This is a genomic window from Granulicella pectinivorans (genome assembly GCF_900114625.1).
GTDB lineage: Bacteria > Acidobacteriota > Terriglobia > Terriglobales > Acidobacteriaceae > Edaphobacter > Edaphobacter pectinivorans.
The window spans coordinates 765115-779571 of the sequence record NZ_FOZL01000002.1; the positions used below are offsets into that span (position 1 = coordinate 765115).

At 61.3% G+C, this 14457-nt stretch carries 15 protein-coding genes; 10 read left to right on the forward strand and 5 right to left on the reverse strand.

Annotated elements, in window-relative coordinates; translation table 11 throughout:
- Positions 1-49: 49 nt before the first annotated feature.
- Positions 50-766, reverse strand: coding sequence for a YoaK family protein (locus tag BM400_RS21130; protein WP_089843701.1), 717 nt, complete (start codon positions 764-766; stop codon positions 50-52).
- A 30-nt stretch (positions 767-796) separates the two neighbouring features.
- Here BM400_RS21130 and uvrC point away from each other — a divergent pair, with 30 nt between their 5' ends.
- A complete protein-coding gene (uvrC, locus tag BM400_RS21135) occupies positions 797-2764 on the forward strand; it encodes an excinuclease ABC subunit UvrC (protein WP_089843704.1) in 1968 nt (655 codons plus the stop codon).
- A gap of 275 nt (positions 2765-3039) precedes the next feature.
- Positions 3040-4473, forward strand: coding sequence for a M20/M25/M40 family metallo-hydrolase (locus BM400_RS21140; RefSeq protein ID WP_089843706.1), 1434 nt, complete (start codon positions 3040-3042; stop codon positions 4471-4473).
- Positions 4474-4542: 69 nt separating this feature from the next.
- Here the strand turns inward: BM400_RS21140 and BM400_RS21145 are convergent, their stop codons facing one another.
- Complete coding sequence (locus tag BM400_RS21145; RefSeq protein ID WP_089843709.1) at positions 4543-4944, reverse strand: MarR family winged helix-turn-helix transcriptional regulator; 402 nt, start codon at positions 4942-4944, stop codon at positions 4543-4545.
- 89 nt (positions 4945-5033) lie between these two features.
- On the opposite strand from BM400_RS21145, the gene BM400_RS21150 reads away from it, so the two are divergent.
- The 7 genes from BM400_RS21150 (at position 5034) to BM400_RS21180 (ending at position 9897) form a co-directional block, all read left to right on the forward strand.
- A complete protein-coding gene (locus BM400_RS21150) occupies positions 5034-5627 on the forward strand; it encodes an anthranilate synthase component II (RefSeq protein WP_089843711.1) in 594 nt (197 codons plus the stop codon).
- Positions 5628-5629: 2 nt separating this feature from the next.
- Positions 5630-6514, forward strand: coding sequence for a hypothetical protein (locus BM400_RS21155; RefSeq protein ID WP_089843714.1), 885 nt, complete (start codon positions 5630-5632; stop codon positions 6512-6514).
- Between the two features lie 125 nt (positions 6515-6639).
- Entirely contained in the window at positions 6640-7197 is a 558-nt protein-coding gene (gene efp / locus BM400_RS21160; RefSeq protein ID WP_089843717.1) for an elongation factor P, read from the forward strand.
- Entirely contained in the window at positions 7197-7478 is a 282-nt protein-coding gene (locus tag BM400_RS21165) for an acylphosphatase (RefSeq protein ID WP_089843721.1), read from the forward strand. The genes efp and BM400_RS21165 overlap by 1 nt, the downstream gene beginning before the upstream one ends.
- Entirely contained in the window at positions 7478-8014 is a 537-nt protein-coding gene (locus BM400_RS21170) for an adenine phosphoribosyltransferase (protein WP_089843724.1), read from the forward strand. Before BM400_RS21165 ends, BM400_RS21170 begins: the two co-directional genes overlap by 1 nt.
- Before the next feature lie 112 nt (positions 8015-8126).
- Entirely contained in the window at positions 8127-8615 is a 489-nt protein-coding gene (locus BM400_RS21175) for a hypothetical protein (protein ID WP_245782072.1), read from the forward strand.
- A gap of 49 nt (positions 8616-8664) precedes the next feature.
- Positions 8665-9897 carry a lactonase family protein gene (locus BM400_RS21180; RefSeq protein ID WP_175529185.1) on the forward strand — a complete coding sequence of 411 codons (1233 nt, stop codon included), beginning with the start codon at positions 8665-8667 and terminating at the stop codon, positions 9895-9897.
- 41 nt (positions 9898-9938) lie between these two features.
- Here the strand turns inward: BM400_RS21180 and BM400_RS21185 are convergent, their stop codons facing one another.
- From BM400_RS21185 to BM400_RS21195, 3 genes are all read right to left on the reverse strand, one after another.
- Positions 9939-10718 carry an SDR family NAD(P)-dependent oxidoreductase gene (locus BM400_RS21185; RefSeq protein ID WP_089843730.1) on the reverse strand — a complete coding sequence of 260 codons (780 nt, stop codon included), beginning with the start codon at positions 10716-10718 and terminating at the stop codon, positions 9939-9941.
- A 48-nt stretch (positions 10719-10766) separates the two neighbouring features.
- Positions 10767-12032, reverse strand: coding sequence for a hypothetical protein (locus tag BM400_RS21190; RefSeq protein ID WP_175529186.1), 1266 nt, complete (start codon positions 12030-12032; stop codon positions 10767-10769).
- A gap of 220 nt (positions 12033-12252) precedes the next feature.
- Positions 12253-13878 (reverse strand): M28 family peptidase, encoded by a 1626-nt coding sequence (locus tag BM400_RS21195; protein WP_089843736.1) that lies wholly within the window; start codon positions 13876-13878, stop codon positions 12253-12255.
- A gap of 79 nt (positions 13879-13957) precedes the next feature.
- On the opposite strand from BM400_RS21195, the gene BM400_RS21200 reads away from it, so the two are divergent.
- Entirely contained in the window at positions 13958-14428 is a 471-nt protein-coding gene (locus tag BM400_RS21200; protein WP_089843739.1) for a hypothetical protein, read from the forward strand.
- The last annotated feature ends 29 nt before the right edge of the window (positions 14429-14457 follow it).

The window sequence follows — 14457 nt, forward strand, 5'->3', positions numbered from 1 at the left end:
GGCCCGGAAAGGTTCGCGGCACCCGCCGCGAGATGGAGCAAGACTCCGACTACCCCTCCGCGTTCGCCGCTTCCATCGCCCTGCGGTGCCGCCATGCAATCCCCAGCGTAACCACCAAAGGCACCGCCACCACCCAAAGACTCCGATTCCCCCACCGCGGAGCCAGCCACGCGCCCAGCAAGGCTCCCACAAGAAAAGCCCCGCACACGAGAGTGAGTCCCCTGGCCACGGCCCTCTGCTGTTCCTCCGGATCCGTCTTTTCCACCTCCGCAATCGCCGCGTGCTCCCGCGGAAACAGCAACAGGTACGCCGCCTCCGCCACCGACCGCAGGTTACCCGTCACAAACGCCGAGTTATATGCCATCCCATCGACCTTGCGAAACGTAGCCACCTGCAGCGACGCCGAAAACGCAATCACCACCGTCACCATCACCGGCGAGACCCCTCGCGGCACAAACCCCAACCCCACCAGCGCTACAATCTGCAACGCAATCCCAAAGACCGCCGCACGCCGCGTGCGCAGAAACATCGAACCCGCAATCCCCAGGAAGAACGCCACCAGAAGAACCCCATGCCGCCCCACCTGCACCCAGTCCCGCCCCACCGCCGCGACCGCCATGAAGATCACGTTCCCCGTCATCGCACACGCGAACACATGGTTCTGGTTGAGGAAAACAATCACGTCCAGCATCCCGCCCGTACCCGCCAGCAGACACGCGCCCACCAGCGAAGCCAGCGGATCCCGCAATGGAGTCGTATCGGTCATCGTCTCGCCAGACTAAACTAGAAGGTGCGCATGGATCTCCTCGCCAAAATCCGCACCCTCCCCACCTCTCCCGGCTGCTACCTCTACAAGAACGCCGAGGGTGAGGTCATTTACGTCGGCAAGGCGAAGAACCTCCGTTCCCGCGTCCGCAGCTACTTTCTCGACGCCAACCAGATCAACAACCCTAAGACCGGCTCCCTCATGCGCGAGGCCGTCGACATTGAGTACATCACCGTCGACAACGAGCGCGAGGCACTCGCCCTTGAAAACAACCTCATCAAGCAGCGCAAGCCCCGCTTCAATATCCTGCTGCGCGACGACAAGACCTATCCCTACATCAAGCTCACCATGGGTGACCGCTACCCCAAGGTCTTCGTTACCCGCAAGCTTCGCAAGGATAGCGGCCAGTACTTCGGCCCCTACTTTCCCGGCAACCTCGCGCACCGCCTGGTCGACCTCATCCATCGGTCGTTTCTCATCCCAAGCTGCAAAGTAGACCTCAACCGCTACCACCCCCGCGCCTGCCTCCAGTACTACATCAAGCGCTGCCTTGGCCCGTGCGTCGAGGGCCTCACCACCCCCGAACTCTACAAGCAGACCGTGCGCGATGTGCAGCTCCTGCTCGACGGTAAGCCGCAGGAGCTCGAAGCTCGCATCACCGAACGCATGAACGACGCCGCCATGAACGAACAGTTCGAGCTCGCCGCGCGTCTCCGGGACCAACTGATCACGCTGAACCAGATGCAGGACAAGCAGCGCATCGCCACCGCCGACAACGAAGACGCCGACGTCTTCGGCTTCCACTACGAACAGCAGATGCTCGCCGTCAACCTCTTCCACATGCGCGGAGGCAAGATCGTCGATCGCCGCGACTTCTTCTGGGAAGACCTTCCTGACCTGCTCATCGCCAACCTCAACGAAGACACCGACCCCGAACCAAACCCCGCCTTCACCGCACCCGCTATCAACGAGACCGAGCGCACCAGCGATCAGCCGGGCCATTTGACTACCGAATTCGACACCCCGGACGCTGTTGTTTTCTCCCCAGCGGCGTTCTTCTCCGCACTCTTGAAGCAGCTCTATCTCGATCAGTCTTATGTCCCAAAATCTGTCTACGTCCCCGTAGATTTTCCAGACCGTACGCTCCTCGCCGAGACCCTCAGCGAGCGCACCGGCCATCGCATCGAGATCGCCGCTCCACAACGAGGCGACAAACGCTCGCTCGTCGATCTCGTCTGCCAGAACGCGAAACAATCGTACGATCAGCGCTTCCGTGTCCTCCAGCCCAACCAGAAGATGATTCAGGAGGCGCTCCAGGACGCACTCACGCTCGAAGAACTCCCAAAGCGCATCGAATGCTTCGACATCTCGCACATTCAGGGTGCCGAGACCGTCGCGTCCATGGTCGTCTGGGAAAACGGCGAGATGAAGAAGTCGGACTATCGCAAATACCAGATCAAAACAGTATCCGGTGTAGATGACTTCGCCTCCATGCGCGAGGTGATTCAGCGCCGCTACAAAAAGCTTCTCGACGAAAAGAAGCCCTTCCCTTCGCTCATCCTCATCGACGGCGGCCTCGGTCAGTTGCATGCTGCCTACGCCGCGCTCGAAGAGATCGGCGTCACCCTGCAGCCCCTCGCCTCCATCGCGAAGCGCGAGGAGATCATCTACGTCCACGGCCAGGAGAGTGACCCCGTCGTCCTCGATCGCCGCTCCCCCGTCCTGCACCTCATGCAAAAGATCCGCGACGAGAGCCACCGCTTCGCCGTCACCTACCACCGCAAGCGCCGCCAGATGCGCGACCGCACTACCGAACTCGACGACATCCCAGGCGTAGGCCCCCGCACGCGCGAGCGGTTAGTGCAGCACTTCGGCTCCATTCGCGGCGTCAGCCAGGCCACTCACGATGCCCTCACCGCCGTAGTCAGCCCAGCGATAGCAACAAAAATCCGCGCCCACTTCGAACCCGAACCAGCCCTCCGCATACTGAATCAATAAGCAACAAAATTAGTCACAAGATAAGATTGCCCTTCTTGATCTCCACAAGCCCTGGTCGCTGCCACGGATTCCGCAATCCCGCAAAACTACATTGGTCTGCCGGAAAGCGACATCGTCTCGCACCGTTCCGCGACCTACAGGGACAATACGAAGCCATGGAGATTTCACAGCTACAAGTCACCCGCCTTCAATTCTGCTCTCGTTTCCCGGAAGGCGTAACCGGCGTCTCATGGCATGAGTGGTTCGATGAGCCACCTGTCCTTTACACTCGCCTCATGCCCGCGAACCGCATCGCCGCCGCCCTCCTGCCGCTCCTCCTCGCCGCATCCCTCGCGGCCCAGTCCCCCCTCCCTGCCACCGAGCGCCCCCTCGCCCGCGAACTCTTCCAGCAACTCGTCGAAATCAACACCACCGACTCCGTCGGCAACGTCTCCCTCGCCGCCGAGGCCGTGCAAAAGCGCCTCCTTGATGCTGGCTTCCCCGCCGCCGACCTCTTTGTCGGTGGCCCTAACGACCACAAGCGCAACCTCGTCGCCCGCTACCGCGGCACCCCCGGCAGCACCCTCAAGCCCATCCTCATCATCTGCCACATCGACGTCGTCGAGGCCAAACGCTCCGACTGGACCACCGACCCCTTCCAGTTCATCGAGAAAGACGGCTACTTCTACGGACGCGGCACCCAGGACATGAAGGACTCCGACGCGGCCGTCGTCGACGCCTTCATCCGCCTGCGCCGCGAACACTACACCCCCGACCGCGATATCATCCTAGCCCTCACCGCAGACGAAGAGGGCGGCAAATCCAATGGTGTCGACTGGCTCCTGACCAACCACCGCGACCTCGTCGACGCGGCCTTCGCCCTCAATCCAGACTCCGGCGGCCCGGAGCTCGAAAAAGGCCGCGCCTTGAGCATGGGCGTCGAAGCGACCGAAAAACTCTACGCCGACTATGTCGTCTCCGCCACCAATCCCGGTGGTCACTCCTCCCTGCCCCGCAAGGACAACGCCATCTACCACCTCGCCGAGGCCCTTATCCGCCTGGAGCACTCACCCTTCCCGCTCGAAACCAATGAGGTCACGCGCGCCTACTTCGCAGCATCCGCGCCTCTGCAAAAGGGCCAGACTTCGGCCGACCTCAAACTCGTCTCTGGTCCAACGCCCGACCCAGCCGCGGCGGCGCGTCTGTCCGAAGACATTACCTATAACTCGCTCCTCCATACCACCTGCGTGGCCACGATGATCAACGGTGGCCACGCTCCAAACGCCCTTCCAGGAGCAGCCTCCGCCAACGTCAACTGCCGCATCTTTCCCGGCCACTCGCAGGAGGAGATCCGCCTCGAACTGGTCCGCATCTTCGCCGACCCATCGCTCAAAGTCCAGTACAAGTCCGATGCGGGCGACCTCTCGGACCGGGGCTCCGACCGTAAGTCCATGGCACCCCCGGCACCGCTTCCCGAGGTCTTCGAACCCCTCACGAAGGTCACCCATGAACTCTGGCCGGGCATCCCCATCATCCCCCGCATGGAGACTGGCGCCAGCGACTCAATCTACACCATGAACGCCGGCATCCCGAGCTACGGCTTCAGCGGCATGGGCATCGACCGCGATGACGACCGGGCGCACGGCCGCGATGAACGCATCCGCGTCGAGGACTTCTACAAGGGCGTGGAGTTCGAGTATCTCTACCTCAAGGCGCTGACGACGAAGTAGGACGAGCACCGCCGGAAGGGGCCGCGGAGCGCGGGCCCTTCCCGCGGTCGAAAATAGAATTCCCGTCTGTCATTGACCCACCACCGCATCCAGAGCTCGCACAATCTCGGGCCCCACTCGCTTCAATTCCGCGACGTGCTCTTCGACGAGACGCATCAACACCTCTCGCCCCTTGTCCGTCATCTCCACCACCGATCGCCGATGGTCCGACTCATCCGCCACCCGCCGCGCTACCCCAGCCTTCACCGCACGATCGACCAGCTCCACGGCCGAGTTGTGCCGAAGCACCATCCGCTCCGCAATGTATGAGATGGTGGCCCGGGTCTCCGCCGCTCCGACGACCTGCAGCATCTGGTACTGCTGCCCCGATACGCCATCCACCTCCGAAGCAGCCTCGCTGAACCCGATAAATCTCCGCACCTGATACCGAAACTCAGCCAGATCCTTCAACCGCTGTGCCACATCGCTCATACCAGAATCATATCGGGTTGCGATACTTGCCCGCCCGTCTGCCCGCACGAGTTCTCGGACTCGGTGCGAGGGAGGCGTTACCATAAAGTATGGTCTTCGTTCTGGACAACTACGACTCCTTCACCTACAACCTCGTGCAGTACATGGGTGAGCTCGGCGCAGAGATGGTCATCAAGCGCAACGACGAGCTGACGCCGGAAGAGGTCGAAACGCTGAATCCTGACCGCATCCTGATCTCGCCCGGCCCCTGCACGCCGGAAGATGCCGGTATTTCGATCGGCCTGATCCAGCACTTCGCGGATCTGGCGGCAAACGGCGGCAAAAGGGTGCCGATCCTTGGCGTCTGCCTCGGGCATCAGTCCATCGGAGCGGCGTTTGGCGGCAAGGTGATTCGCGCACCCAGGCTCATGCATGGCAAGACGAGTGAAGTGGAGCACGACGGCAGAACCATCTTCTCCGGCGTGCCTTCGGCGATGACCTGCACCCGCTACCACTCGCTGATCGTCAGCGAGGAGGAGTTCCCCGCGGAGCTTGAGGTGTCGGCACGTACAGCGGACGGCGAGACCATCATGGCTCTGCGGCACCGCGAACTACCTATCGAGGGAGTGCAGTTCCACCCCGAGAGCGTCCTGACGACCCACGGAAAAACCATCATCGCCAACTTTCTTGGACTCAAGGGCTAGCCATGAAGACCGCCTGCACGATGGCGCTGCTCGCGGTAAGCTGCGCGTCCTTTGGTCAGCAGAAGATCGGATCCGTGGCGATGCAGGACGCAACCGTTGCCGGAACGCTCGAGGTCACGGGCGGGCGCGCGCTTCTGGTCGGATCGAGCAGCGTCACGGCCCGCGATCATGCCGCGGAGGTAGCGCTCGAACGTGGCGGGACAGTGACCATCTGCCAGACGAGCGGCCTGCATCTTTCCTCAGGCACCGCGAACGCGGGAAGCGCTCCTCTAATGCTTGCGCTCGACCGTGGGGCGATTGAAGTGAAGATGAATGCGTCCGCAAACGATGCTGTGCTCACGCCGGATATCCGGTTTTCCGTCAAGGGCGGAGGCCCGCTCGATCTGCGTCTGCGCGTGACACGCAACGGGGACACCTGCGTGGAGCACCGCGGCGCAAACGCTCCAACGCTGGTGCTCTCGGACTCCTTCGGAGAGGCCACCTACGAGCTGCACGCCGGACAGCACGTTCTCTTCGAGCACGGCAATCTGCGCGAAGTCGTCGACCATGAGTCGTCACCCTGCGGATGCCCACCACGCACCATGTCTCTCGCCGAGGCCTCTCTGAGCCCCGCAAACGACAAAGCAGGAACGGGCGACGTTGCCGCGACCCATCCCTTCCCTGCGGCAGAGAGCGCGGGTTTGACGGCTACGCCCGAGGTTCCACAGTCCGAGCCCGGCGTAACCCACACGCAGGTCGCCGCGAACCTCAGCTTCGAGGGCAGTGGAGCGCCGCTGCCTGCCACGGCTCCAGCCACCGCAACGCCGCCCGCGCCGGAAAAACCGCATGGATTCGCTCATGCCATCGGCCACTTCTTCAAGCGCATCTTTGGCGGTAGCCCGGACTGACTGCGCTACAATCGTAGGGTTGCGAAGCTCTTCTGCCTCTCCCGTGCGTACGTGGGATGTTGCGATGGTGGCGGCTTTGCCAGCACCCGGATTTCAAAACTTTTTGGTCAAGAGGATTTTTCTTTATGTCGATTCCAGCAACCCAGATGCGCCCAGGCATGGTCATCAACTACAAGGGCGACCTGCACATGGTTTTTTCGGTTGAGCATCGCACTCCCGGAAACCTGCGCGCCTTCATCCAGGCCAAGCTGCGCCATATCCGTACGGGCGCGATGTTCACGGAGCGCTTCCGCTCCCCGGATCCGATCGACCGCGTCATCGTCGACGAGATCAAGATGGAATTCCTGTACAACGACGGCGACGACTATTACTTCATGGACGAAGCCTACGAGCAGACGATGCTGAAGCGTGACATGCTGGGCGACACGGTGGACTACCTGACGCCGAACCTCATGATTGAGGTCAGCTTCCACGATGGAAAGGCAGTTGGTATTGAGCTGCCGACTGCAGTCGTCATGACCGTCATGGAAACCGAGCCGGGTATCCGTTCGGCGACCGCTTCTTCCGTCACCAAGCCGGCCAAGACCGAGACAGGTCTCGTCGTGCAGGTGCCTCCCTTCATCAACGAGGGCGAGAAGATTCGGGTGGATACGGCGGAAGGCGCCTACATGAGCCGCGCCTAATGGTCCGCCACTATTTGGTCAAAGGCCGTGTGCAGGGTGTCGGTTTCCGCTGGTTCGTCCAGCGCGAAGCAGCGGAGATCGGTCTGCGCGGCTGGGTGCGTAACACCGACGAAGGCCACGTTGAAGTCTGTGCGGCTGGTGACGATCAGGATATCGTCGAGTTGGAAGCGGCTCTGCGCAAAGGTTCGCGTGGAAGCCGTGTGGACGCAATTGTGAAGCATGAGATAGCCGACGAAGAAGCAGAGCGGCTTGGACCGTTTGAGATTGAAGGAGCCTGGTAATGACGCAAATCAACTGTGAGCCGCTGAAGGAACTGATCCGCACGGTGCCCGACTTCCCCAAACCGGGAATCCTGTTCTACGACATCACCACCCTGCTGAAGGATAAAACCGGCTTTGCGCAGTTGATCGACGCCTTTGCCGCCTACTACATCGGAAAGGAGATCGACCTGGTCCTCGGCATCGAGGCACGCGGCTTCATCTTTGGGCCTGCCCTGGCCTACCGGCTGAACGCCGGCTTTGTACCGGTGCGCAAGCCTGGCAAGCTGCCGGCTCCGGTAGCTCGGGTCAACTATGACCTGGAATACGGCTCCGATGCACTGGAGATTCACCTGGACGCGATCCAGCCCGGCCAGCGTGTCATCATCGTCGACGATCTGCTCGCGACCGGCGGGACGATGCAGGCGACCGTGCAGCTCGTACGCCAACTCGGTGGCGAGATCGCGGGCCTAGGTTTTGCGATCGAGCTTGACTTCCTGAAGGGCGCTTCCAAGCTGCAAGAGTACGACGTGTTCAGCCTGTTGCACTACGACGAGTAAAGAACCAACGAACGCACAGAGGGCTTCAGCCGGAGATTGTTTCCCGCGCCGAAGCCCTTTTTGCATTGGGTCGGAGCTTGCCCTGCTCCGTGCGCTGCTCTAAGCTAATCGTATGTATGAAGACTTCACGATAGCCGATCATTGGACGGGCGAAGAGCTGCATTGCGTCTGGAAGGGCACCATCGTCGCCATTGCGACGCGCCACGCGGATGCAACCGACATCCGGTTTGCCGTTAATCACAAGCCCGTTTGGATTGCGATGCCGAACATGGCGTGGGTGGAGATGAAGCGCACGACCGGCCACGTCATCACCGACTATCTCGCAGCGCAGGCCGCGGGACGGTATCTGAAGAGCATCATCGGCTCCGGCTACGACAATGGCCGCGAGATGTACACGATGACCGTCGAAGAGGTACTGGAACACGCGCAGGCCGTAGTGAAAGAGGTGGGACACACCTCGGAGCTGCCTTCTCTCCCGGTCATCAACGACAACGTGCAGCCAGAGACCCTCATGGGCCGTCTGCCCGCCGACAACGTGAAGATTCCAGTTTCAGCAACGACACCAAAGCACCCTTCGGACAACATTCCGACCGCGAACTGACGCTGCGGCTTCCCCTGAAGAACGAAGGGACAGACCAATGGACGGACGAATGAACCGACGCAAGTTTCTTGCTGCCCTTCCGGCAGCTCTGGCGGGTGCGCACGCCATGGTGGCGCAGGACTTTCTGCCTCACTTCCCGAAGCGCAGAAAGATTGTTCCGCAAGGCCCCCTGCTGGTCTACATTGGCACCGATACGTCGCGAGGCGTAAGCAAGGGAATCTACCAGGCGCGCTTTGATGAAGCGACCGGCAAAATGACCACTCCCATGCTCGCTGCGCCCATGGTGCGGCCGACGTTCTTCGCCCTTGGCCCACAGAAGAACGGAAAGCGTGTTCTGTACTCCGTAGCGGCTGGAACGGATGTGGCGAGTTCGCGCGTGGGCAGCTACTCGGTCGATACCAAGAGCGGCGCCTTGACGATGCTGAACCTGGTATCTTCCGGTGGGGTCGGCCCCTGTTATATCTCGGTCGATTCGACTGGCGGCTCTGCCTATGTGGCAAACTACGGCGGCGGCACGGTTTCAAGCTACAAGATTCACGACGACGGCACGCTGAGCGAACCCGTTGAAACGCTGGACTTTCACGATACGGCGCGGTTCGGCGAAAACGGCCCAAATGCTTCGCGTCAGTCGGGACCGCATCCGCACTCGACGATGCTCTCGCCCGACAACCGCTTCCTGCTGGTAAATGACCTCGGACATGACTCTATCGATGTCTTCCCCATCGATCCGACGACGGCCCAGATGGGTGAGATGGAGCCGCATCGCTTCACCAATAATCATCCAGGCTCCGGCCCCCGTCACATCGCCTTTCACCCCAACGGCCGCTGGGTCTACTCGATCAACGAGGTAGACTCGACAATCGACCGCTTTCTCTGGCAGACCACGCACCACAAGGTGGGCGAGAGCCAGGCGATGCTGGTTGAGACGACCACAACGGTCAAGCTGCTCGCGGATGGATTCCCGGCGTCAAAGAATACCGCCGCGGAGATCCAGATTGCCTCGAACGGCTACTTCCTCTATGCCTCAAATCGAGGCGAGGATACGCTGGTCGTCTTCTCGATCAACCAGGATTCGGGCGATCTGACGTTCGTGCAGCGCATCTCCTGCGGAGGCAAGGGTCCGCGTCACTTTACGCTGACCCCAAATCAGGGTTGGATCGTCTGTGGCAACCAGGACTCAGCCACGCTCACCGTCTTCAAGGTGGACGAACATACCGGCAAACTGACCGGGCCGGTCCAAACCGTGCCGTTGAATTCGCCCGTATTTACGTTGTTTGTCTAGTGAAAGCCCATGTCTCAGCACTGAGACATGGGCCATCTGCTTTAGGCAATCGACTTCAGCAAACCACCCTCGGCACGCAGGGATGCTCCGTTAGTCGCGGCGGAGAGCGGACTGGCGATGTAAGCCGCCAGCGTCGCGATCTCGCGGTCTTCGATAAGGCGCTGAAGCAGTGAACTGCTGCGGTGCTTCTCGAAGAACTCGGCCTCGGCCTGCTCGGTGGTCGCGTTCGGGTCTGAGGAGATGCTCTTCAGGAAGCCGACGATTCCTGCAGACCGCGTGGGTCCCGGCAGGATCGAGTTGACAGTAACAGCGGTGCCTCTGGTCTGCTCGGCAAGGCCGCGCGCGATCGCAAGCTGCGCGGTCTTGGTCATGCCGTAATGCACCATCTCGGCGGGTGTCATGATGGCGGATTCGCTGGAGATAAAGATCACGCGTCCAGACTTTTTCGCGAGCATCTGCGGAAAGTAGTGACGCGCGAGACGCACGCCAGAGAGGACATTCACCTCGAAGATCTTCAACCACTTCTCATCGGTGATCTCGGCGAACGGGATGGGCTCATAGATCCCGAGGTTGTTGATGAGAATGTCGGTCGAGGGAACGCGCTCAATGAGCGTAGCGGCGCCGGCGGCGGTGCCCAGGTCGGCCTCGATGGCGATGGCGGAAGGCCCGAGTGTTGCCACGGCCTCACTCAGCTTCTTGCCGCCGCGGCCGGGGATAGTGACTTCGACACCCTCTTCGATCAGTACGCGTGCGATCGCAAAGCCGATGCCCGCGGTACCGCCTGTCACAATCGCTTTCTTGCCCTTCAATTGCAGATCCATTGAAATCTCCTTCACTCACCCAATAGATGCGGTAAGGAAGCAAAGGATTTAGCGGGAGAGTCGAATGGTCTGCCCCGGGGCGGGAGCTGTCCCCTGGTAGGTGCCGGAGGCTTCGGACCTTTCGAGAGTCGTGACGATGAAGGTACCAAGAGGCTCAGTGGAAACAGCGGTTATGTTCCCGGTGGCAGGGTCACGGGTGAACCAGTTGGGATGCCCAATCTGGAGGTGATTGCCGGCCTGGACGGAGGGCCTGCCAGGGAACGCGACCGTCATGCGGTTGGGCTCGACCGAGACGACGGTAGCAAAGGTGCGTGGATCGAGCAGTGAGGGATACTCGGGGTCGATCGAGGCAGCCAGCGATTCGACAGCGTCCCGCACAGCGCGGAGGATGGGCGAGGTGCGGTCATCGGCGCGGTCTTGGGAGCCTCCTCCCATTCCCTTCGGCGTTCCGAGAAGCTTGCCGGTATGGGCGTCGTAGAGGCGGCCTTCGAGGACGATCGTAGGGAAAACGGCCTGAATCCTGTGGCGGCGTGAACCGTCGGACTGGGCGTGATCCGGAATCTCTTCCTTGATCTCCCCAACGAGTATGGCATCGGGATGATCCAGGGTTTGAGCGAGTTCGAGAATCGCCTTCGGATCGGACAGTTCGGTCGGGAAAGGAGATGGAAATTTGCTGCGATCGAGGAGCGAAAAGAGACCATCGTTGTGAAGTAAGCTCTCCAGGCGGTCGGAGATACGACTGGGGCTCACATCAGCGGCGGACTCAGGCTGAAAGTCCAGAATGGCCAGTCGGATAGGGTTGCTGACGCCGGACTGGTGGATCTCTGGCGCACGCATGTGGATAAGCTGAGACTCGTCCGCGGCGAGCGAGATTGGTGCCGCCGAGATGGGCGCTGGGTGGCCAGCGCCTGTCGGCATGTCGACGTCCGAGATAGAGGAGCCATCCTGACGTACGGTACCTTGAGGGAGGTTGACCGCAGTGGATGTACCTGGAGTCTTGCTGGATGTGGTGGCTCGTGGTGTGCCCAGCGGCGTTTCAGCTCGAAGGGTGCGGCCAGTCGCGCCTCGAGGCAGACGGATGGGCGTCGCAACGATCTCCGCGATCGTGTGAGCGATCTTGAGATCGCCGCTCATCGTAAACGTGATCTGGACCAGTTCCCCGAGCTTGAGGGAACCGTTCTCGGTGGTCGGCGTCAGGAGAAAGGTCGTAGATGGAGTATCCACGGCTTCGAGAACAATCTCTTTCGGGCTGAGAGACTTGATCTTGCCCCGCTGCATGTAGAGCTTCTTTGCCGGCATCCTGGCAGGTTGCATCGGAGTTTGAGCGGAGGCCATGGGAAGCAGAAACACCAGCGCAAGAAGAAAAACTGAACGCCTGGGTGAGCCCGGAGACTGCATCGTGGCTTTCTGCAAGCGTCGTTTCTCCCAGGAAGACTACGTTTCGATTGTAACGAGACGCCCAGGGGAGATGAATGTTACAGGAAGCAAATGCCCCTCCTCTGCCGCGAAACCGCAATGAAGGGGCTTGAGCACACTACTGGTGCGCGAAGGAACTCTCTGGATACCAGCTTGGACGAGTCGTCGTATTGGCCACGCGCATAGCAAGCTGCGAGAGGTAGCTGACGAACTGCGCCGCAGCCTCCTTGTCGATAGGCTGCTCCAGATCGTCCGACGGCTGGTGGTAACGGACCTTGACCCAGTCGTTGAAGGTCTTCATCTCGGGAGAGTCCGGCGTCCATCCAAACTTAAAGGCCAGCGCCGGAATGTTTTGAGCGACAAAGTTCACCTGGTCGGAGCGGATGAAGCGGTTCTCCTCCGGCTGTTTCTCGAACTGGACTTCGATGTCGTTCAACTGACCGATGGCGCGTGCATCGTTGCCAAGAGTGGACTCTCCCAGACCCTGCACCTCCAGGTAGCGGAGCGGGAAGAGCGGGAGGAACATATCCATGTTGAGATCAGCAACGATCTCCTGCTTGGGCACCGTCGGTTTGGCCGCAAAATAAGCCGAGCCGAGCTCTCCCATCTCCTCGCCGGTGAGGGCAATGAAGAGGATGGACCGCTTGGGGCGTGGGCCTGCGGCGAGGAGCTTCGCAGTCTCGATGACAGCAGCGACACCCGAGGCGTTGTCCATGGCGCCGTTGTAGATCGCATCCCCGTTGACCGGGCGGCCCACGCCGAGATGGTCGAGGTGAGCGCTGATGACGATATACTCCCTCTTCAGCTTCGGGTCCGAACCCTCCAGCAGGCCAACGACATTGTGCGTCTGGATGGGCGGGTTCTCATCGGCAACCGTGGTGGCTTTGAGCGTCGTCTTCATGTCGAACGCCGGAAGCGGCTTGCCCGCATCGATCAGGGGCTGCAGCTCGGCAAGGGTATGGCCGGAGGGCGCAAGGATCTTGTCGGCGGTGGCAGGCGTCATGGAGGCGTTGAAACGAATACCGGCGAGCGTGTCCAGAGCCGGGTCGGCGATCACGATCGTGGGACGCGCCGGAGGCGCGGCGACGGGACGTGCCCCAGGCTTGGGGGCATTGGGGTCGACTACCGGCGCAGGACCGGGCAGAGGACGTGGCGGTGTGATCGCGATCATGCCGATCGCTCCCGCCGCCTTCAAGGCCTTCCAACGCTGGCCCGGCATGCGGGAATAAGCGCGCAGCGGGCCTTGCAGGCGGGCGGGAGCCCCGTTGTAGAAGACCACCACCTTGCCATGAAGATCGAGCCCGGCATAGTCATCCATGTGCTTGACGGGCAGGCGCAGGCCATAGCCGATAAAAACCAGCGAAGCCTCAAGCGGGCCGGGGGCCACGTGCGCGGAGGGGAGAATATCCTTACCGACGGCAAGCTGTGTGGGGCCGGAGGGGGAGACCAGTTCCACGGTCGACTTGGAGGAGTTCAGCTTGAGGGAGTGGAAGGTGATGGGCTGGAGGTACGAGTCCGGTGCACCCGCCGGCTTGAGACCGATCTCCTTGAAATGATCCACCACATACTGTGTCGCAAGCTCGAAGCCTGGCGTTCCGGGAAGACGCCCTTGTAGTTTGTCGTCGGCGAGGTACTGGACATGCGACCACCAGGCGGCGCCGCGGGCGTTCCAATCGGGTGCAGTTTGAGCGCTAAGGGGGAGAGTGACAAGCAAGGCTGTGGCAACGGCGCGAAGGGCTAACATGGAGGCTCCGGTTATCTGCTGGGGGTCTGGCGACATCATACTGGAAGAGACACTTCCGAGCTCCATAAGGAGAGAAACGATGGTTTTTGGATGGATGGGACGGACCCTGTTGCTGGCTGGCATGCTGGTGAGTACGGGGGCGGCATCAGCCCAGGTGAACGAGGGTTGCGTGCTGGACAAACAGACGTATACCTGCAATCAGGCGGAGTTTACGCCGCTCTGGCGGAGCGCCGGGACCGTGACCGTCGAAGCGAGCCCGCGCGACAAAATGGCCGCCGCCCAGTTGCGCGAGATGCTGGTAAAGATGGGCAAAACCGTGGGTGCGGCAGGCGATCTGACGATCCTGGTGGTGCAACGCGACACGAGTGGCGTGGAGGTCGGGCCGGCCGGGATCGAACTGGGATCCATTCGCGTATACGCGCCCGGAACCGACGGAAAGCGCGGCAACCTGGTCTGGGCCGAAACCTACACCGGCCAGCCCGATATGAGCTGGCCGGCTGTAGTGCACACGTTGGTGATGCAGTTTGAAGGAAAGTTCGGGAAGAAGTAGCCGCGCGGGAGAAACGGCTCTCAGGCACC